Source organism: Janthinobacterium violaceinigrum, assembly GCF_009208555.1.
In the GTDB taxonomy this organism is placed as follows: Bacteria; Pseudomonadota; Gammaproteobacteria; order Burkholderiales; family Burkholderiaceae_D; genus Janthinobacterium; species Janthinobacterium violaceinigrum.
In genome coordinates, this window is sequence record NZ_WFLI01000051.1 from 16,100 (window position 1) to 35,660 (window position 19,561).

Annotated in this window: 20 protein-coding genes and 2 tRNA genes; 14 read left to right on the top strand and 8 right to left on the bottom strand. The window is 64.5% G+C overall.

What is annotated here, in order from left to right; translation table 11 throughout:
* Positions 1-256: 256 nt before the first annotated feature.
* The 3 genes from GCN75_RS26380 to GCN75_RS26390 all read right to left on the bottom strand — a co-directional run bounded on the left by GCN75_RS26380 (position 257) and on the right by GCN75_RS26390 (position 3,221).
* Complete coding sequence (locus GCN75_RS26380) at positions 257-1,537, bottom strand: TRAP transporter large permease (protein ID WP_099666605.1); 1,281 nt, start codon at positions 1,535-1,537, stop codon at positions 257-259.
* Entirely contained in the window at positions 1,534-2,106 is a 573-nt protein-coding gene (locus GCN75_RS26385) for a TRAP transporter small permease (protein ID WP_152256639.1), read from the bottom strand. The genes GCN75_RS26380 and GCN75_RS26385 overlap by 4 nt, the downstream gene beginning before the upstream one ends.
* A gap of 122 nt (positions 2,107-2,228) precedes the next feature.
* A complete protein-coding gene (locus GCN75_RS26390) occupies positions 2,229-3,221 on the bottom strand; it encodes a TRAP transporter substrate-binding protein (RefSeq protein WP_152285016.1) in 993 nt (330 codons plus the stop codon).
* A gap of 146 nt (positions 3,222-3,367) precedes the next feature.
* Here GCN75_RS26390 and GCN75_RS26395 point away from each other — a divergent pair, with 146 nt between their 5' ends.
* Complete coding sequence (locus GCN75_RS26395) at positions 3,368-5,380, top strand: sensor histidine kinase (protein WP_226941582.1); 2,013 nt, start codon at positions 3,368-3,370, stop codon at positions 5,378-5,380.
* Between the two features lie 28 nt (positions 5,381-5,408).
* A complete protein-coding gene (locus GCN75_RS26400) occupies positions 5,409-5,993 on the top strand; it encodes a response regulator transcription factor (RefSeq protein WP_034780029.1) in 585 nt (194 codons plus the stop codon).
* 82 nt (positions 5,994-6,075) lie between these two features.
* Here GCN75_RS26400 and GCN75_RS26405 read toward each other — a convergent pair whose 3' ends face one another.
* Together GCN75_RS26405 and GCN75_RS26410 are read right to left on the bottom strand one after the other, a co-directional pair.
* Positions 6,076-6,912 (bottom strand): siderophore-interacting protein, encoded by an 837-nt coding sequence (locus GCN75_RS26405; protein ID WP_152285004.1) that lies wholly within the window; start codon positions 6,910-6,912, stop codon positions 6,076-6,078.
* A 22-nt stretch (positions 6,913-6,934) separates the two neighbouring features.
* Complete coding sequence (locus tag GCN75_RS26410) at positions 6,935-7,618, bottom strand: PadR family transcriptional regulator (protein ID WP_152285005.1); 684 nt, start codon at positions 7,616-7,618, stop codon at positions 6,935-6,937.
* 146 nt (positions 7,619-7,764) lie between these two features.
* Between GCN75_RS26410 and GCN75_RS26415 the strand changes: the two genes are divergently transcribed.
* A complete protein-coding gene (locus GCN75_RS26415; RefSeq protein ID WP_193317666.1) occupies positions 7,765-8,109 on the top strand; it encodes a DUF3052 family protein in 345 nt (114 codons plus the stop codon).
* A 7-nt stretch (positions 8,110-8,116) separates the two neighbouring features.
* Here the strand turns inward: GCN75_RS26415 and queG are convergent, their stop codons facing one another.
* On the bottom strand, positions 8,117-9,208 hold the full coding sequence (queG, locus tag GCN75_RS26420) for a tRNA epoxyqueuosine(34) reductase QueG (RefSeq protein WP_152285007.1): 1,092 nt from the start codon (positions 9,206-9,208) through the stop codon (positions 8,117-8,119).
* Positions 9,209-9,298: 90 nt separating this feature from the next.
* Here queG and tsaE point away from each other — a divergent pair, with 90 nt between their 5' ends.
* Genes tsaE through GCN75_RS26435 form a run of 3 tightly spaced genes read left to right on the top strand, consistent with a single transcriptional unit; the run spans position 9,299 to position 12,001 of the window.
* The gene (gene tsaE / locus GCN75_RS26425; RefSeq protein ID WP_152285008.1) at positions 9,299-9,787 is read left to right on the top strand and encodes a tRNA (adenosine(37)-N6)-threonylcarbamoyltransferase complex ATPase subunit type 1 TsaE; all 489 of its coding nucleotides are present in this window, start codon (positions 9,299-9,301) and stop codon (positions 9,785-9,787) included.
* Positions 9,751-11,151: an N-acetylmuramoyl-L-alanine amidase gene (locus GCN75_RS26430; RefSeq protein WP_152285009.1), complete on the top strand. Its 1,401-nt coding sequence runs from the start codon at positions 9,751-9,753 to the stop codon at positions 11,149-11,151. Before tsaE ends, GCN75_RS26430 begins: the two co-directional genes overlap by 37 nt.
* A 13-nt stretch (positions 11,152-11,164) precedes the next feature.
* A complete protein-coding gene (locus GCN75_RS26435) occupies positions 11,165-12,001 on the top strand; it encodes a D-hexose-6-phosphate mutarotase (RefSeq protein ID WP_152285010.1) in 837 nt (278 codons plus the stop codon).
* 98 nt (positions 12,002-12,099) lie between these two features.
* Here the strand turns inward: GCN75_RS26435 and GCN75_RS26440 are convergent, their stop codons facing one another.
* Positions 12,100-12,999, bottom strand: coding sequence for a carbonic anhydrase (locus GCN75_RS26440; protein ID WP_226941583.1), 900 nt, complete (start codon positions 12,997-12,999; stop codon positions 12,100-12,102).
* Here GCN75_RS26440 and GCN75_RS29725 point away from each other — a divergent pair.
* Positions 12,998-13,189, top strand: coding sequence for a hypothetical protein (locus GCN75_RS29725; RefSeq protein ID WP_226941584.1), 192 nt, complete (start codon positions 12,998-13,000; stop codon positions 13,187-13,189). The genes GCN75_RS26440 and GCN75_RS29725 overlap by 2 nt on opposite strands.
* A 99-nt stretch (positions 13,190-13,288) precedes the next feature.
* Here GCN75_RS29725 and GCN75_RS26445 read toward each other — a convergent pair whose 3' ends face one another.
* Entirely contained in the window at positions 13,289-13,939 is a 651-nt protein-coding gene (locus GCN75_RS26445) for a VTT domain-containing protein (RefSeq protein ID WP_070223029.1), read from the bottom strand.
* Between the two features lie 279 nt (positions 13,940-14,218).
* Between GCN75_RS26445 and GCN75_RS26450 the strand changes: the two genes are divergently transcribed.
* The 7 genes from GCN75_RS26450 to GCN75_RS26480 form a co-directional block, all read left to right on the top strand.
* On the top strand, positions 14,219-15,160 hold the full coding sequence (locus tag GCN75_RS26450) for a peptidylprolyl isomerase (RefSeq protein ID WP_152285011.1): 942 nt from the start codon (positions 14,219-14,221) through the stop codon (positions 15,158-15,160).
* A 139-nt stretch (positions 15,161-15,299) separates the two neighbouring features.
* The gene (gene mutL / locus GCN75_RS26455) at positions 15,300-17,198 is read left to right on the top strand and encodes a DNA mismatch repair endonuclease MutL (RefSeq protein WP_152285012.1); all 1,899 of its coding nucleotides are present in this window, start codon (positions 15,300-15,302) and stop codon (positions 17,196-17,198) included.
* A 78-nt stretch (positions 17,199-17,276) separates the two neighbouring features.
* Positions 17,277-18,224 (top strand): tRNA (adenosine(37)-N6)-dimethylallyltransferase MiaA, encoded by a 948-nt coding sequence (gene miaA, locus GCN75_RS26460; RefSeq protein WP_152285013.1) that lies wholly within the window; start codon positions 17,277-17,279, stop codon positions 18,222-18,224.
* Between the two features lie 240 nt (positions 18,225-18,464).
* A tRNA-Met gene (locus GCN75_RS26465) sits at positions 18,465-18,541 on the top strand.
* Positions 18,542-18,601: 60 nt separating this feature from the next.
* A tRNA-Met gene (locus GCN75_RS26470) sits at positions 18,602-18,678 on the top strand.
* Between the two features lie 181 nt (positions 18,679-18,859).
* The gene (locus GCN75_RS26475) at positions 18,860-19,387 is read left to right on the top strand and encodes a sigma-70 family RNA polymerase sigma factor (RefSeq protein ID WP_152285014.1); all 528 of its coding nucleotides are present in this window, start codon (positions 18,860-18,862) and stop codon (positions 19,385-19,387) included.
* 11 nt (positions 19,388-19,398) lie between these two features.
* Positions 19,399-19,561 (top strand): DUF4880 domain-containing protein (locus GCN75_RS26480; RefSeq protein ID WP_152285019.1); only part of this gene is annotated, 163 nt, incomplete at its 3' end.

A 19,561-nucleotide genomic window follows, 5' to 3' on the forward strand; every position in this document is an offset into this window, starting at 1 on the left:
GGTCCGCCGGTGCCGGCTTGTGGCCGCAGACAGCTATGACTCAACAACTTCTGTGAAACGTGTGTCTCCTCAATATATCCCCGGTATCAATACCGTTTTTATAGACCACTCCCCCACCAACCTTGTTACCAATTCTGTATGTCAGCCTTGCTACCAGGGCGTATATGCTTATACGTGTTTCCCCGTAAGGCCGCCCATCATAGCGCATTTATTCGGCAGGATCGACTTTTTTTGCACCACGACGGGGACAGTTATTTTAGTTGTAAATTAAATTTGGCAGCCACAGCGAGATTTGTGGTACGTAGGTGATCAGCACGAGGAAGCCCAGCATCGTCAGCAGCCACGGCATCACGGCCACGGTCAGTTCGGAAATGCCCATCTTCGTGATGCCGGAAGCCACGTACAGGTTCAAGCCCACGGGCGGATGGCACATGCCCACCTCCATGTTGACCACGATCAAGATACCAAAGTGCACGGGATCGATGCCCAGCTTCATGGCGACGGGGAACAGGATGGGCGCCATGATCAGCACGATCGACGACGGCTCCATGACGTTACCCGCCAACAGCAGCAGCACGTTGACCACCAGCAGGAAGCTGATCACGCCCAGGCCCTTGCCCGTGATCCATTCGGCCATCGCCTGCGGGATGTTTTCGCTGGTCATCAGGAACGAGAACAGCACGGCATTCGTGATGATGTAGAGCAGCATCGCCGACATGGCGGCCGAATCGAGCAAGACCTTGCCCACTTGCTTGATCTTCAGGTCCTTGTAGACGAAGACGGCGATGATGAAGGCGTACACGGCAGCCATGGCGGCCGCTTCCGTGGGCGTGAACGCGCCCGAATAGATGCCGCCCATGACGATGACGATCAAGAGCAAGCCCCAGGCGCTCTTCTTGAACGTGACGAAGCGCTCGCCCCAGCTGGCCTTCTGCATGCGGGGATAGTTATGCTTGCGCGCCAAAAACCACGTGGTCAGGCCCAGCAGCATGGCCAGCATCATGCCGGGAATCACGCCCGCCATGAACAGCTTGCCGACGGAGGTGTTGGTGCTGACGGAATACATCACCATCACGATCGATGGCGGTATCAGGATGCCCAAGGCGCCCGAGGTGGTGATGACGCCGGCGCCGAAACCGCGCGGATAGCCCTGCTTGACCATGGCCGGCAGGATGATGGAACCGATCGCCACCACGGTGGCGGGGCTGGAGCCGGAAACGGCGGCAAACAGCGCGCACGCCATCACGCCGGCCAGCGCCAAGCCGCCGTGCCAGTGGCCCACCATGGAGCTGGCGAAGTTGATCATGCGCCGCGCCACCCCGCCATGCGTGAGGAAGTTGCCCGCCAAAATGAAGAACGGGATGGCCATGATTTCGAATTTCTCGATGCCCGTGAAAATCTTCAGGGCCACCGATTCGATGGGCACGCTGGTCATGGTGAACAGGAACGTGAGTACCGTCAAGCCCAGCGAAATGGAAATCGGCATGCCGGTCAGCATCAGCGCCAGCAGCAATACAAAAATAATCAGCGCGTTCATGCCTTGGCTCCTTTTTCTTCCGCCGTCAATTCATCGTCCAGGCCCTCGACGTGCGAGTGGTCGTGTTTGGGCAAGGCGCCCGTCTTGATGAAATGCACCATCACCTGCAGGAAGCGGAAGCACATCAGGTAGGAACCCAGCGGCACGGCCAGGTAGACCAGCCACATGGGGATTTCCATGTCGGCCGACGTCTGGTCCGTGTGGCCGATCGACCACACGAAGCTGGCGCCCAGCGTCCCCACGATGCCCGTAAACAGGGCGCCGGCGGCCAGGCCGAAGACGATGAAGCGGTCGCGCCAGCGGGGGTTCATGCGGTTGATCAGGACATCGACACCCACGTGGATGCCCGTGCGCACGCCGTAGGCGGCGCCGAACTTGGCCATCCAGACGAACATGTAGATGCACAGTTCCTGGGCCCAGCTGGTGTTGATTTGAATCAGGAAGTCCTGCACGACGGGAATCGGCAAGCCGGCCAGGTAGCGGTGCACGACCGCGACGAAGATGATGAAGGTGGCGGCGCCCATCAGGGACGCGATCAGCCACTCTTCCAGGTGATCCAGAAATTTCATGGTGGACTTTCAAAGAATGCGGGTGCAGGCACTCCCGCGCAGGACGCGCAGGAGCCGTTCGAACGGACTGGCAGGGATGGCCTGCCTGCCGCGCCAGGCGGCGCGGCGCTACAGCCAGCGGCTTACTTCGCGCTTTCCTTGTTGATGGCCGAGATCAGGTCCTTGCCGATGCGCGCTTCCATGGCCTTCTGCACGGGCGCCAGCGCCTTGCGCCATTCGGCCTGTTCCTGCACCGTCAGGGTATAGATCTGCGTCCTGCCCGCTTTCTTGATGGCGTCGAGGGCCTGGTCATTGTCGCGCTGGGCGATGGCTTTTTCAAACGTGGTCGCTTCGCGCATGGCTTTTTCCAGCTGGGCGCGGATTTCTGGCGGCAAGCCATCCCAGAATTTCTTGTTGACGATGACGGCATAGCCCAGGTAGCCGTGGTTCGACACGGTCACGTGCTTTTGCACCTCATGCATCTTTTGCGTGTACATATTCGATGGCGGATTTTCCGTGCCGTCGACCACGCCCGTCTGCAGCGCCTGATACACTTCCGAGAAGGCCAGCACCTGCGGGTTGGCGCCCAGCGCGCGCATCTGCGCGTCGAGCACCTTGGACGACTGAATGCGCATCTTCAGGCCCTTGAAGTCGGCCGGCGTATGCAGCGGCTTGTTGGCCGACATCACCTTGAAGCCGTTGTCCCAGTAGGCCAGGCCCGTGATACCCTTGGGTTCCAGTTTCTTCAGCAGGCTCTTGCCGATTTCGCCTTCGGTGACGTTGTACAGCGCCGTCTTGGTGGGGAAGATGTAGGGCAGGTCGAACGCTTCGAATTCCTTCACGCCCAGGGGACCAAACTTGGCCAGCGACGGCGCCAGCATCTGCACGGCGCCCAGCTGCAGGGCTTCCAGTTCTTCCTTGTCCTTGTACAGCTGGCTGTTCGGGTAGAGTTCGACCTTCACCTTGCCGTTCGTGGCTTTTTCGGCCAGCTGCTTGAAGCGTTCGGCGGCCTGGCCTTTCGGCGTGTCGGTGGCCACGACGTGGCTGAATTTGATGACGATGGGCGCTTGCGCGTAGGCGTGGACGCCGGCGGTGGCGCCGATGGCGGCGCACAGCGCGACGAACAGGGTTTTCATAGGCGGCAGTTGCATTTTTTGTCTCCTGAGTGGTTTTTTAAAAAACTTTATTTTTTGTCTATTTGGATATTGTGCCAAAGAAACTACTGCGGCTATTGTGGTTAACCACAATAGCCGGCTCCCGATAAGCCGCTACCCTGCCAGCCATGCCGACTTCCCCCACCTTTGCGCGCCGCTTCAAGCTATCGAGCCCGATGCGCTGGCTGCTGCCCGTCATCCTGCTGCTGCTGTTCCTGTCCATCCTGTTCTGGCTGCCCTGGCAGGCGCGCCAGATGGAAAGCAACGAGCGCCAGGAACAATTGATCGCCGACACCCTGTGGGTGGAGCAGACCATCCGCTTCCAGCTGGCGCGCAACGAGGAAAGCCTGTTCAACCTGGGCGTGGACATCGCCAGCGCCTCGCTGGGCGCGGAAAAAGTGCATGAACGGCTGCAGCAGATGCTGCGCAACGGCCGCGAACTGCAGCGCGTGCTGTGGCTCGACACCAGCGGCAAGGTGCTGGCGACCAGCGACAACAGCCTGCCGCATGCGCTCTCGTTTTCGCCGGCCTCGCTGACGGCCGCCGACAATGCGCGCCGCCTGCACCGGGGCCAGTACGCCCAGCCTTCGCAGCAGAGCGGCTTTCCCGACGCGCCGCCGGGCGCCATGCTGATGGATTACCACCAGCCCCTGTTCGACGGCCAGCGCTATGTGGGCAGCCTGGTGGCCACCTACCAGATCAGCAGCCTGCTCGATGAAATGGTGCCGTGGTGGTTCGCCCAGGATAACCAGATTTCGCTGATCGACCGCGACGACAAGGTGCTGGCGCGGCGCGCCGCGGCCGGTCCCGGCCACGGCGTGTACACGCACAAGCGCGCGCTCGACGTGCCCGGCGCCACCATTACCCTGTTTACCGACAGCGTGAAAAGCCAGCCCAAGCTGCTGCCCAATCTGCTGGTCGGTTCCGTCATCGCCCTGTCGCTGGGGCTGCTGTGGAGCTTGCTGGCCCTGTGGCGGCATATTTCGCGCCGCCTGGTGGCCGAAGGCGCGCTGCGCCAGCAGATGCTGTTTCGCACGGCGATGGAAAACTCGCTGGTGACGGGCATGCGCGCGCGCGACCTGGAAGGCCGCGTCACCTATGTCAATCCCGCGTTCTGCCAGATCGTCGGCTATCCGCCCGAGGAAATCCTGGGGCGTCTGCCGCCCATGCCCTACTGGGTGCCCGAGGCGCTGGAAGAATACCAGCAGCGCTTCGTCAAGGCGCTGGCGGGCAATCCCACGCCGCAGTTCGAGACCTATTTCCAGCGCCCGGACGGCACGCGCGTGCCCGTGCTGATCTTCGAGGCGCCGCTGGTGGACAAGAATGGCCAGCAGACGGGCTGGATGGGTTCCGTGCTCGACATCTCGGACCGCAAGCGGGTCGAGGAACTGAACCGCCAGCAGCAGGAAAAGCTGCAAACGAGTTCGCGCCTGGCCACCATGGGCGAGCTGGCGTCGATGCTGGCGCATGAATTGAATCAGCCGCTGGCGGCCATTTCCAGCTACACGACGGGCGCGCTGAACCTGATCCGCCGCGCCATCGACAGCGGCGCGCCCGTCGAGCCGAACACCCTGAAGCCCGCGCTGGAACAGGCCAGCGCACAGGCGCAGCGGGCCGGCCAGATCATCCGCAGCGTGCACGATTTCGTGCGCAAGAGCGAACCGCAGCGCCAGGATATCGCCATCCGCACCCTGATCGACGGCATCCGCGCGCTGATCGACCTGCAGGCGCGCAAATACTACGTCACCATCCAGGAAGAGCTGCCGGCAGACCTGCCGCTGCTGCGCGCCGATCCCGTGATGATCGAGCAAGTGCTGCTGAACCTGACGCGCAACGCCATCGAGGCCATGCAGGATGCGGCGCCGGGACGGCGTATCATGCGCCTGCGGGCCAGCCACGACGCAGAGCAGGGCATGGTGACAGTGGACGTGATCGACCATGGCCATGGCATTCCCCAGGACGTGGCGGAACGGCTGTTTTCGCCGTTTTTCTCGACCAAGTCCGAAGGCATGGGCATGGGCCTGAACATCTGCCGCACCGCCATCGAATTTCACGGCGGCGCGCTGACCTTCAGCGCCAACCCCGTTGGCGGTACTATCTTTACATTCAGCGTGCCGGCTGCGCCGCGCGCGCCGCACTAAGCGACAACAACGACAAGCCGGAGACACCATGCTACACATCATTGACGACGAAGAGGTCGTGCGCGATTCCCTGTCCTGGCTGGCCGCCTCGCGCAGCATCGAAGCGCGCAACTACGCCAGCGCCCAGCAATTCCTCGACAGCCTGGACGGCAGCTTCGACGCCGCCGGCGACTGCGTGCTGCTCGACGTGCGCATGCCCGACATGAACGGCATCGCCCTGTTCGACCAGTTGGTCAAGCGCGACCTGACGGCGCGCCTGCCCGTGATTTTCCTCACCGGCCACGGCGACGTGCCGATGGCCGTCGACAGCCTGAAACGGGGCGCCTTCGATTTCTTTGAAAAGCCGTTCAACGACAACGACCTGATGGACCGCGTGCAGCAGGGACTGGCCAACTCGCGCCAGGCAGGCGAACTGGCCGCCGTGCACGCGCGCCTGGCCACCCTGTCGACGCGCGAGCGCGAAGTGCTGGACCTGATTCTGGCGGGGAAGATGAACAAGGTGGTGGCCGACAAGCTGGGCATCAGCATGCGCACCGTGGAAGTCCACCGCGCGCATATCTTCGACAAGATGCAGGTCAAGACGGCGGTGGAGCTGGCGGGGTTGTTGAAGTAGGCTGAAATCTGGGGTCAGACCCTCAATGCCGCTGGCGTCAAGCTCGGTGCCAACGCATCCGGGGGTCTGACCCCGGCCTTAATCAGTCGTCATGGTGCTCATGGTGCTCTTCCACGCCATGCTTCCAGTAGCTGGCCACGTGCAAATGCTGTTTCGGCACCCCCGCTTCAATGAAATGCCCGCGCAAGCCCTGTACCTGCGCATGCTCGCACGCCACCCACACGTAGCCGTCGCCGTCCTGCGGCAAGGCCACCTTCGCCAGTTCCGCCAGCAGCAAGGCGCCGCTGCGGCCATTGCGCGCTACCCAGCGCACGTCCAGCTGCGCCGCGCTGTCCAGCGCGACCTGCTCGCCGTCTTCCACGATGTCGATCACGGCAATCGCGCGCGCCGTGGCCGGCAGTTGCTCCAGGCGGCGGGCGATGGCGGGCAAGGCCGTCTGGTCGCCCACCAGCACATACCAGTCGAAATCGAGCGGCACCAGCATCGAGCCGCGCGGGCCGCCCACGCCCAGGGTCTGGCCGGGCGCCGCTTGCGCCGCCCAGCTGGCCGCGGGGCCGTCGCCATGCAGCACGAAGTCGATTTCCAGCTCGCGCCGCGCGGCGTCGTAACGACGCGGCGTGTAGTTGCGGGCGATGGGGCGCGCCCCTTCCGCGTACTGGATCGGGTTGGCGCCATTGCCCAGCACGGGGAACACGGGGCTGGCCTGGCCCGGGGCGGGGAAGAACAGCTTCACGTGGTCGTCGTGCGCGGGCGAGACAAAGCCTTCGAGGTCGTCGCCGGCCAGGGTGATGCGGCGCATGTGCGGCGTCAGCTGCTCCGTGCGCACGACGGTGAGCACGCGCAGTTTCAAGTCATGGCGCACGCGCTCGATGGCATGCGGACGTAGTGCTGCAGGTGATGCTGGTGGGGCGGTAGTCATTGCTTGTCCTTGTAAAGTGGGCTCAGTGGCTGTCGACGATGGCGTTGGCCGCCTGTTCCAGCACGGCCGATACGCGCTCGGCTTCCGCTTCGCTCCAGTTGGTCTTGTTCAGCAAGAGCGCATGCTTGAGGGTGTGCATGGCCTGGCGCACGCGTTCGGGCAAGGCGTTGCGCGCCTGGACGCGGGCGAACATGTCGAGGCGGGCCAGGATGCCGTCCACCTGGGCGCGGTTCTCATCGAGGTAGGCGCGGCCCAGGTCCGTGATCGTGTAGAGCTTCTTGCCGCTGGCGCTTTCGCCTGACGTGACGTAGTCCTGCTCTTCCAGCAATGTCAGGGTCGGATACACGGCGCCCGGGCTGGGAGCATACGCGCCGCCGCAACGCTCTTCGATGGCCTTGATGATTTCATAGCCGTGACGGGGGCTGATTTCGATCAGCGCCAGCACGATCAGCGGCAGGTCGCCGCGGCCGAAGACGCGCTCGGCCCGTTCGCCGCGCCCGCCCCGGCCACCGGGGCCGCCATGGCCCATGCCGTCGCCGCGCTCGTCGAAGCCGCGCGGGCCACGGCCGTGCAGATAGTAGTCGCTGCGGTGCTCATGGCGGTGTTCGTGGCGCTGCTCGCCGTGATGGTGGTGCTGCTGGCCGCAATGGCCGTGATGGTGGTGGTGGCCGCCGTGGCCGTGTTCTGCGTGGTGTGAGTTTCTCATGTTTTCTCTTTAAAGATATATCGTTAGTAGGTATCTCCATTTTATAACGATATATCGATAAGTCAAGAAGAAATTTGTTATGCTCGCGGCTCCCCAATCGACACGCCCCTGCCATGCCTGACAAAACCACCGCTGACAAAATGTATGTGAAAAATGCCCAGGCCCTGGCCGTGCTCAATGACGGCGGCGAGCACGCTGCCCTGCTGGCGCAGCTGCCGGCCGGGCGGCGGGTGGGTGAAGGAGGCAGCGCGGACTGGATATTGCTGTTCGCGCGCAGCCGCGCGGAACTGGAGCAGCACCTGTCGGCGGCGCGGGCGCGCCTGGCGCCCGGCGGCGCGCTGTGGGTGGCGTACCGCAAGGGCGGCGTGAAGGCGGGCAGCGACATCCACCGCGACGATATCCGCGGCTTTGCGCAAACATTGGGGCTCGACAGCGTGGCCATGATCGCCATCGACGCCGACTGGTCGGCGCTGCGCCTGAAACAGGCTTGAGAGGGTTTTAAGCGATGCCGTGCAGGGCCAGCGCCCATTCGACGTGTTCGCGCACGATGGCCGACGGGTGCTCGCGGCGCGACAGCAGGGCCGCGACGATGTCGGCCTGCCCCCTGGCCTTGGCGGCCGCATTGCCCATGCCGACGGCCAGGTTGCGCAGCCAGCGTTCATGGCCGATGCGGCGGATCGCGCTGCCTTCCATGCGGCGGTTGAATTCCTCTTCCGTCCAGGCGAACAGTTCCACCATGCCGGCGCTGCCCAGGCGATGGCGCTCGTCGAAGTCGGGCACCACGGCGCGCTGGGCGAACTTGTTCCACGGGCAGACGGTCTGGCAATCGTCGCAGCCGTACACCTTGTTGCCGATCAGAGGGCGCATTTCGACGGGAATGGCGCCCTTCAATTCGATGGTCAGGTAGGAGATGCAGCGGCGCGCATCGAGCTGGTACGGCCCCAGGATCGCTTGCGTGGGGCACACCGTGATGCATGCCGAGCACTGGCCGCAGCGCGGCGTTTCCGGCGCATCGACGGGCAGCGGCACGTCGACCAGGATCTCGCCGAGGAAGAAGAAGGAGCCCCCCTGGCGGTTGATCAGCAAGGTGTGCTTGCCGCGCCAGCCCAGCCCTCCCTTTTGCGCCAGCTCGACTTCCATCACGGGCGCCGAATCGCTGAAGACGCGGTAGCCGAAGTCGCCGATCTCGCCGCGGATAAGCTCGGCCAGCTGCTGCAGGCGCGAACGCATCACCTTGTGATAGTCGCGGCCCCGCGCATACACGGAGATCACGGCTGCCGCGGGATCGGCGTCGCGCGCCGCCTCGTGCGCGCGCCAGTCGGGACCCAGCGCCGGCGGCAGGTAATTCATACGCGCGCTGATGGCGCGCACCGTGCCCGGCACCAGTTCGGCGGGGCGCGCACGCTTCATTCCGTGGCTGGCCATGTAGTCCATTTCGCCGTGGTACCCTGCATCGAGCCAGGCCTGCAAGGGCGCCTCCATGTTCGACAGGTCGACATCGGCGATGCGCACCTCGGCAAAACCCAGCTCGCGTCCCCATTGCTTGATGGAGCGCGCCAGGGAGGCAAGATCGGTGGCGGTGGCGGACATAGGGGGCTTTACGGAGAACGGCGGGGGGGCGCGGGCGGTTACAATGGCATGAGCCTCTATTTTATGCGATATCACTCACACCAAGCGACAATGACCGAACACTTCACCGCCCACCTCCACGACGAAGCCGGCACGGCCGCGCTGGGCGCCGCGCTGGCGCGCGCACTGGCGCCCGGCCTGGCGATCTACCTGCACGGCGACCTGGGCGCCGGCAAGACGGCCCTCACGCGCGCCCTGCTGCACGCGGCCGGCCATGCGGGCCACGTCAAGAGCCCCACGTATACCCTGTCCGAACCGTACACGGTGCAACTCGATGGCCAGAGCGTCAACGTCATCCACTTCGACCTGTACCGCATGGGCAGCGCCGAGGAATTTCTCGACGCGGGTTTTCGCGAAGACTTCAACGGCCACAATATCTGCATCGTCGAATGGCCGGAGAAAGCCGAACCGGTGCTGCCGCCGGCCGACCTGAATGTTTATTTGAACGTTGCGGGTACAGGACGTGATGTAGAATTGCAAGCGTCTTCTGAATTGGGTCTGTCATGCCTTCACCGTCTCAAATTCGCCCCGAACCTTTGATCTCCTCGCCCATCACCCGGCGCACGGTACTCAAGGCCGGCGGCACCCTGCTGTTGTCCGTGTTCGCGCCCATGTCGGCGATGGCGGCGCAAATTCTCGCCGTGCGCGTCTGGCCGGCCGAGGACTACACCCGCGTCACCCTGGAAAACGACAGCATCCTCAAGGCGACCCACTTCATCGTCAAGGACCCGGAACGCCTGGTGGTCGACATCGAAGGGCTGGAACTCAATCCCACCCTGAAAGGCCTGGTGGCGAAGATCCAGTCGAACGACCCGTACATCAAGCAGGTGCGTGTGGGCCAGAACCGGCCCAACGTGGTGCGCCTGGTGTTCGACCTGAAAGAGGAAGTTACGCCGCAGCTGTTTACCCTGCCGCCGGCCGGCTCCTACAACCACCGCCTGATCTTCGACCTGTACCCCGTACACGAGCCGGACCTGATCGCGCAGATGATCGAAAAGGGCGACTGGTCGAGCGATCCGGCCAAGCCGCCCATGGCCGGCACGCATACGCCGCCGCCCGCGCTGCCCCTGCCCGACAGCGGCAAGCCGCCCGTGGCCGCCGTGGCGCCGCCGGTAGCGCCCATCGTGCCGCCCGTGCCCGATATCCGTCCGGAACAGCGCCCCGAGGCGCGCCCGCTGCCGGGCCAGAAAGTGGTGCGCATGATTACCATCGCGCTCGACCCCGGCCACGGCGGCGAAGACCCGGGCGCCATGGGCAGCCGTGGCAGCCGCGAAAAAGACGTGGTGCTGGCCATCGCCAAGCGCCTCAAGACCAAGCTGGAACTGCAGCCGAACATGCGCGTCATGCTCACGCGCGACGCCGATTTCTTCGTCCCGCTGGGCATGCGCGTGGAAAAGGCGCGCAAGGTGCAGGCCGATCTGTTCGTCTCGATCCACGCCGACGCGTTCATCCAGCCGACGGCGCGCGGCTCGTCCGTCTTCGTGCTGTCCGAAAAGGGCGCCACCTCGACGGCGGCGCGCTGGCTGGCCAACAAGGAAAACCAGGCCGACCTGATCGGCGGCGTCAACGTAAAGAACCACGACAAGCAGCTGGCCAGCGTGCTGCTCGACCTGTCGACGACGGCGCAGATCAATGACAGCATGAAGCTGGGCAAGGCCGTGCTGCGCGAGATCGGCGGCATCAACCGCCTGCACAAGGGCTCCGTCGAGCAGGCCGGCTTCGCCGTGCTGAAAGCGCCCGACATCCCCTCCATCCTGATCGAGACGGCCTTCATCTCGAATCCGGAAGAAGAAGCCAAGCTGACCGACAACGGCTACCAGGACCAGATGGCCGACGCCATCGTCACGGGCATCAAGAATTACTTTGCCAAGAATCCGCCGCTGGCGAAAAGCCGTTTGACCTGACAGGGACACCCGCATGAGCAAGAGCACTTTTGGCCAGTTGCCGGCCGTGACCATCCGTGCCGCCGATGGCGCGCAGGCCACCGTCACCCTGTACGGCGGCCACCTGGTCTCGTGGCAGACCAGCGATGGACGGGAACGCCTGTTCTGCAGCAGGGAATCAAGCCTCGACGGCAGCCGCGCCATCCGCGGCGGCGTGCCCGTGATCTTCCCCCAGTTCGGCGCGCGCGGCACGGGCATGCGCCACGGCTTTGCGCGCGTGGCGACCTGGCAGCTGGAATCGACGGGCGAGGCCGATGGCGACGCATGGGCGCAATTTGCGCTGACCCAGGCCGACTTGCCGGAAGCGATCGCCGCCACCTGGCCCTGGGCCTTCACCCTGCGCCTGCGCGTGACCGTCAAAGCAGAGGCGCTGGAACTGCGCCTGTCCGTGCACAACACGGGCGAGCAGGCGTTTCCGTTCTCGGCCGCCCTGCACAGCTATTTTGCGATCGATCAGTTGAGCGTGGCGCGCGTGGGCGGCTTGCAGCGCGTGCGCTATTCGGACGAGACGCCGCAGGATGCCTTGCAGGCGGAAGAATTCCTGCAATTTGACGACAAGCTGGATCGCATCTACTACCAGCTGCCGGGCGCCCTGAGCCTGCAATCCGGCGGCCACACCTTGCGCCTGGAGCAGCAGGGCTTCACGGATGCCGTCGTGTGGAACCCGGGCGCGCAGGATGCGGCCGCCCTACCCGACCTGGCCGATGACGAGCAGCCGCGTTTCATCTGCATCGAGCCGGCGCTGATCCAGCCCGATACGCTGGCTGCCGGCGCCGAGTGGACCGGTCGCCAGCGCCTTGAATTTACCTAAGAGTGACTGAACAAGTCCAGGGCTAGGCGCCTCGCCGAAGGCAGTACGCCTGTACGACGCGGCGGGGTAACAACGCCATGGGCTTTTCTCGGGCGCGCTTAATTCGATTCCTTGATGATGCGGCCATTCGCAGGCTGGATCGGACGCGCATTCAAGGGATACAGGCGGCTGAACAGCGCCATCTGCGCGGGCGACGCCTGCACCGGCTGCTTCATCACCATCCACAGCACGCCTTCGCTGCAAGGCGGCTCCGTCATCGATCCCATGTAGGTGTAGTAATCGCGCCGCGCCGGCAGCATTTCGGCCGGGTCGAGCAGGATGGTGGGATGCATGGTCTCGAATTTTTCCAGCGGCAGGTTGTTCCACACGGTCTGGATGGTCGCTTGCGGTGTGCCCCGTTCCAGCAACAGCGCCAGCACGGCTTGCCGGCCTTCCGCATCGCGGTGCACCAGATGCACCACCATCTCGAATGCCTTGCCATTGATGCGCTCTTCGGACGGGCGGTGGAAATGGAATTGCTGCAGCTCGAACATGCGGTTCTGCACCGTGATGTAATTGCCGCCGCTGACCCCCACCTGCACCGTGTGGCCATTGTCGACCACGTTGAACGAGGACGGGTGGTAGTCAAAGCTGATCTGCTCGAGCTCCACCTTCATGCCGTCGCGGATATCGATGGGCGACTGGCGGCTGCCATTGCCGCACTTGGCCCAGTCCACATTGATCTTGCTCCAGTTGGCGGGACCGCTGTCGCCTTCGTACGACCAGTGCGTACCGCGCGGCACGGGTGGTGGCGGCGGTGGCGCGGCCTTCACGACGGCGGCGCGCTTGGCGCGGGCGGCGGCGCGGGCCGCCTGGGTGGCGCGCATTTCCGCCAGGCGCGCCGCGATGCGTTCGGACAGGTCGACCTCGGCCGCTTCTTCCTTTTCGCGCGCCGTGGGCGCGACGACGACAGGCGCCTTGGCCTCCTTACCCTTGACCGATTCGGTCAGGGTTTTCATGGCGGCCGCGCGCACCGACGCCGACATCGGTGCGGATGCAGTGGCGCTCGCCGCAGCGGGGGCATCTTTGGCGCTTGCCATGGCCGCCATCGCGGCAAGGCTGCAAGCTAACAGGGCGCTCAAATGTCGCATGGAAATCCAGAAAGTGAGAATACCCTCTGGTTTACGGCTGGAAAGCAACAAAACTTGAATCAGCGCGGGAGGAAAACGGAAACGGCGGGGAGAACAAGCGGATCCGGGGCCCGCTGCGGACTGTGCCGCAGCGCGCTTGCCCCGGATCGATGGGGCATCAGGCCGACTTGCCGACCATGCGCTTATAGAGTTTCCACAAGCCGCCCAGTACCACGGGCACGACGGCGGCGCCGACACCGATCAGCACGATCAACGTCAGGTGGTCGCGGATCCACGGGATATTGCCGAAGAAGTAGCCCGCCGTCACCAGGCCCACCACCCACAGCAGGGCGCCCGTCACGTTGTACATCTGGAAGCGCGCATGCGTCATGTCGGAAATGCCGGCCACGAACGGGGCGAAGGTGCGCACCACCGGCACGAAGCGGGCCAGGATGATGGTCTTGCCGCCATGCTTTTCAAAGAACTCATGCGTCCGGCGCATGGCATCCTTGTTGATCCAGCGGTAATCGTGGGTAAACACCCTTTGCCCGATGGCCTCGCCTATCCAGTAATTGAGCGTATTGCCCGTGACGGCGGCCGTCACCAGCAAGGCAATCAGCAAGCCCAGGTGCATTTGTCCCGTCGCGCAAAACGCGCCGGCGATGAACAGCAGGGTATCCCCAGGGAAGAAAAACAGGACCACGAGGCCTGTCTCGCAAAAAATAATGGCAAACAGTACCGCATACACGAGGGTACCGTACTGCTCGATCAAGAGACCCAGCGTCTTGTCGACATGCACGATCATGTCGAGGAATTGCACAAAATCCATATATTTTTCCCTAAAGGTAGCGGCGGAATCATACACCACCGGACCGGCGCAACGGCAGTCCCCGGCCCGATATTTCAGGATTAATTATGCGGCGCCCGTGCGCGTGTGGCATTTTAAGGAAAGGTTAAGGAAATCCGCCCGCCAACTTGCTCAGGCCCGTTTCCCGGCCGGCATACGCGCTTCGGCCCACACAATGTTTTTCCACCGAAATATTGCCATTCCGGTATACACTTTCTGACCGGCGCAACCCGCGCCGACCAGGAGAGAACAGGAAAGAACATGCGTCTGCATCCACTCAATGGCCTGACCATGGCCACCGTGCTGGGCCTTGCCCAGCTGTCCGCCCATGCGGCGCCCGTGCAGATCAAGGCGCCCGCCGAGCTGCCCGCCAAGGCGACCCTGGCCGACGCGATCAAGGCGTCGCAACCGTCCGACTGGCGTCCGCTGGACCCGGACAACACCCTGTACCTGGACATTCCCGCCGGCCGCGTGGTGATCGAACTGGCGCCCGACTTCGCGCCGAAACACGTGGCCAATATCAAGGCCCTGGTGGCCGAACAATATTACGACGGCCTGGCCATCACGCGCGCGCAGGACAACTGGGTGGCGCAATGGGGCGATCCGAACGAAAAAAATCCCAAGCCGATCCAGCATGCGCAGCGCACCCTGCCCGGCGAATTCACCGTGCCCCTGAAAAACATCAAGAGCTTCACGCGCCTGCCCGACGCCGACGGCTATGCGCCGCAGGTGGGCCACTCGAACGGCTTCCCGTCCGCGCGCGACCCGAAAACCGGCACGGCCTGGCTCACGCATTGCTATGCCACCGTGGGCGTGGGCCGCGACAGCGCCAGCGACAGCGGCGGCGGCACGGAGCTGTACGCCGTCATCGGCCAGTCGCCGCGCCACCTGGACCGCGACATCACCGTCGTCGGCAGAGTCGTCTCCGGCATGCCGCTGCTGTCCACGCTGCCGCGCGGCACGGGCCCCATGGGCTTTTATGACAGCCCCGAGAAAAACGTGCCGATCAAGGCCATCCGCCTGGCCGCCAGCGTGCCGCCCGCACAGCGCGCGAATCTGGAAGTGATGCGCACGGACAGCGCCGCTTACCAGGCCGTGCTGGAAGCCCAGCGCCACCGCGGCGGCCCGTGGAGCAAGGTCACGGCCGGCCACATCGACCTGTGCAATGCGCCGATACCGGTGCGGGAAGTGGGGAGTAAATAAAGACCAAGGCTGGGGTCAGCCCCCCGGATACGTTGGCGCTAAATCTTGCGTTAGCGGTGTTGAGGGTCTGACCCCAAGTGCGTAGTCGCTACGCTTTGCGCTGGCGGCGTTGAGGGTCTGACCCCGGTATAATTGCCGCATGAACGCTCCCATGACGCCCCACCGCCCGATTCAGGCCTTGCCTGACCAGTTGATTTCGCAAATCGCCGCCGGCGAGGTGGTCGAGCGGCCATCTGCCGTCGTCAAGGAATTGCTGGAAAACGCGCTCGACTCGGGCGCCACGCAGATCACCGTGCGCCTGGAAGAAGGGGGCGTGAAACGCATCGCCATCACCGACAACGGCCGTGGCATCGATAAAGACCAGTTGCCGCTGGCCCTGGCGCGCCACGCCACCTCGAAGATCGCCTCGCTGAGCGACCTGGAAAACGTGGGCACCCTGGGCTTTCGCGGCGAGGCGCTGGCCTCGATCGCGTCGGTCGCCGCCGTCACCCTGACCTCGCGCACGGCGGACGCGGCCCACGCGTGGGAAATCGTCGGCTCGCACAACGGCAGCGTTTCGCCGTCGTCGGGCGCGCACGGCACCACGGTGGACGTGCAGGACCTGTATTTCAACACGCCCGCGCGGCGCAAGTTCCTCAAGTCCGAGCAGACGGAGTACGGCCATTGCGCCGAGGTCGTGCGCCGCATCGCCCTGGCGCGGCCCGACGTGTCGTTCTCGCTGTCGCACAATGGCCGCACGATCGACCAGTGGAATATCAGCGAACTGGCCAAGCGCAGCGCCCACATCCTGGGCAATGACTTTGCCGAAGCGCGCCTGGCGCTGGACGAATCGGCCGGCACCCTGCGCATTCACGGCTTTGCCGGCTTGCCGACGGCATCCAAGGCGCGCGCCGACGGCCAGTTCTTCTATGTCAACGGGCGCTTCGTGCGCGACAAGCTGCTCGTGCACGCCGTGCGCATGGCGTACCAGGACGTGCTGCATGGCGACCGCTTCCCCTCGTACGTGCTGGCGCTCGACCTCGACCCGGCCCTGGTGGACGTCAACGTGCACCCGTCGAAGATCGAAGTGCGCTTCCGCGACAGCCGCTCCGTGCACCAGTTCGTCTTCCACGCCGTGCAGCGCGCGCTGGCGCAAACGTCGGCCACGGCCTTCGGCAGCGTGCCGGCGCCCCTGCCGGCCGCCTCCACCCTGAGCGGTGATACTGCGGGCGCGGGTGGCCCTGGCATCTGGCGCCGCGAACAGACGCAAACCTCGTTCGGCGCGCAATTTACGAATACCTTTGCCCCGGCCACGCCGGGCGCGGCCCGCCCCTTCTTTGCCGACGCGCCCGGCGTGGCCCAGGACACGGCGGCGTATGGCGCCCTGTTCGGCGGCGCCGCATCCTCGCCGATCACGCAGGTGGAACCGTACATCGCCTCGCCCGAAGCGATGGCGCGCGAAGAATATCCGCTGGGTTTTGCCCTGGCCCAGCTGCACGGCATCTACATCCTGGCGCAAAATACCAAGGGCCTGGTGCTGGTCGACATGCACGCCGCGCACGAGCGCATCCTGTACGAACAGCTGAAAAACGCGCTGCAGGCGCAGGTCTCGGGCCAGGACATGCAAGTGCAGTCGCTGCTGATCCCCGTGACGTTTTATGCGGACGCCATCGAAGTGTCGACGGCGAATGAAAACCAGGACACCTTGAAGGCGCTGGGCTTCGATATCGCCGCCCTGTCGCCCACCACCCTGGCCGTGCGTTCCGTGCCCACCCTGCTGAAAAACGCCGATGCGCAGACCCTGGCGCGCGACGTGCTGCGCGACGTGCGCGAATACGGCGGCTCGCGCGTGCTGATCGAGCGCCAGAACGAATTGCTGGGCACCCTGGCCTGCCACACGGCCGTGCGCGCCAACCGCATCCTGTCGGTACAGGAAATGAACGCGCTGCTGCGCCAGATGGAAAGCACGGAACGCGCCGACCAGTGCAACCATGGCCGGCCGACCTGGGTGCAGGTCGAGATTAACGCGCTGGACAAGCTGTTCCTGCGCGGCCAATAAAATTCCGGGGTCAGACCCGACGGGTCTGACCCCAGCCTTTGCCTTGGGGCTCCCATCGCAAGTACATCAAAAAGTATCATGAAAAACACCCCACACCTCCCCCTGGCCGTCGCCATCATGGGCCCCACGGCCAGCGGCAAGACGGCCAGTGCGCTGGCCATCGCGCAAGCCATTCCGTCCGAGATCATCTCCGTGGATTCCGCCCTCGTCTACCGGGGCATGGATATCGGCACGGCCAAGCCGACGGCGGAAGAACTGGCGGCCGTGCCCCATCACCTGATCGACATCATCGACCCGCTCGATGCGTATTCGGTGGCGCAGTTCCGCAACGACACCCTGCGCCTGGTGGCCGAGATCACGGCGCGCGGCAAGCTGCCGCTGCTCGTGGGCGGCACCATGCTGTACTTCAAGGGCCTGGCCGATGGCCTCGACGATCTGCCCGGCGCCGATCCCGTACTGCGCGCCCAGCTGGAAGAAGACGCGGCCGCCATCGGCTGGCCCGCCATGCATGCGCGCCTGGCCCAGCAAGACCCCGTCACGGCGGCGCGCCTGGCGCCGCAGGACGCGCAGCGCATCGGCCGCGCATTGGAAATCATCGCCCTGTCCGGCCAGCCCATGTCGGCCCTGCTTGCCCGGCGCGAAAAGACGGTACTGCCGTTCCAGCTGCAATCGTTCGCGCTGGAGCCCTCGGACCGCGCCGTGCTGCACGCGCGCATCGCCACGCGCTTTGACCTCATGTTGAAGAATGACGCCCTGCTCGACGAGGTGGAGCAGCTGCGCCGCCGCGGCGACCTGCATCCGGGCTTGCCGTCGATGCGCTGCGTGGGCTACCGCCAGGCCTGGGATTACCTGGACGGGCGCATCGACCGCGCCGCTCTGCGCGAGACGGGCATCATCGCCACGCGCCAGCTGGCAAAACGCCAGCTGACCTGGCTGCGTTCCATGCCCGAGCGCATCGTCATCGATTGCCTGGGTACTGATCCGGCCAGCGCCATGCTGGCGCAAATCGTCCCTTTGCTGACATAAGCGTCGCCACGCAACAACCGGCCAGGCGCTAGGCGTGACTTAGGCTACGCTCCATGCCCGAGCGCATCGCCATCGATTGCCTGGGTGCCGATCCGGCCAGCGCCATGCTGGCGCAGATCCAGCCCCTGCTGGCGCCGTTACAAAAATAATCATGCCTGCGCTGGCGCGTGAAAAATCCGCACATTTTTTTGCGCCGGCATTGACAAGGAAATGGGAAGACTGGATAATGCTCGGCTGTTGGGTGATATAGCTCAGTTGGTTAGAGCACAGCATTCATAATGCTGGGGTCGGTGGTTCAAGTCCACCTATCACCACCAAAGAATACCGATCAGGTTTTTTCCTGGTCAAAACGAGCATCCGGTCTGACCGGTCTGTCTGGTGATATAGCTCAGTTGGTTAGAGCACAGCATTCATAATGCTGGGGTCGGTGGTTCAAGTCCACCTATCACCACCAAGAATCAGCAGCAATGATGAACCCGCCCTGCCCCGTGCAGCGGCGGGTTTTTTCATTTCCGGCACCGCCCCGCATGCGGCCTGTACGCAACACCTGGCCCCTCCCCATGCATTGGGGATTGTGGCAAGCCGCCACTGGCGATTACAATGAGAATAATTCTCATTTATATTATTCATCGCCCATGTCCGCCATCCAGCCCAGCCTGCAACAGCAAGTGCAGTCGCTTTACAGCGAACATCACGGCTGGCTGGTCGGCTGGCTGCGCAAAAAACTCAGCTGCCCGCACGGCGCGGCCGACGTGGCGCAAGACACGTTCGTGCGCATCATCGCCTCGCGCGACGCGCTGTTCGGCATGCGCGAACCGCGCGCCTATCTGTCCACCACGGCGAAGCGGCTGCTGCTCGACCGCGCGCGCCGGCAAGTGCTCGAGCGCAGCTACCTGGCCGAACTGGCCCTGCTGGCCGACAGCCTGCCCGGCGCGCCGTCGCCAGACGAGATCCTGATGGCCGTGCAGGCGCTCGAACAGATCGCCGCGGCGCTGGCGGGATTATCCGCCAAGGCGCGCGCAGCCTTTTTGCTGCACTACCTGGAAGAACAGCCGCAGGCCGCCGTCGCCGCGCAACTGGACGTCTCCACGCGCATGGTGCAGAAATACCTGGTGCAAGCCTTGCTGGCCTGCCGCCACGCCTGCCCGGGCATGGCAGCATGAGCCGCGGCGCCATGCACGGCCAGCGCGCCGACGCCATCGCCGAACAGGCCGCGCACTGGATCGTGCGCCTGAGCGCGGACGATCCGGCCGAGCGCGACACCGCGCAAGCCGGCTACGCGGCGTGGAAGGCGGCCGACCCGCTGCACGCGACGGCGGCCGCCGGCATGGAAAACG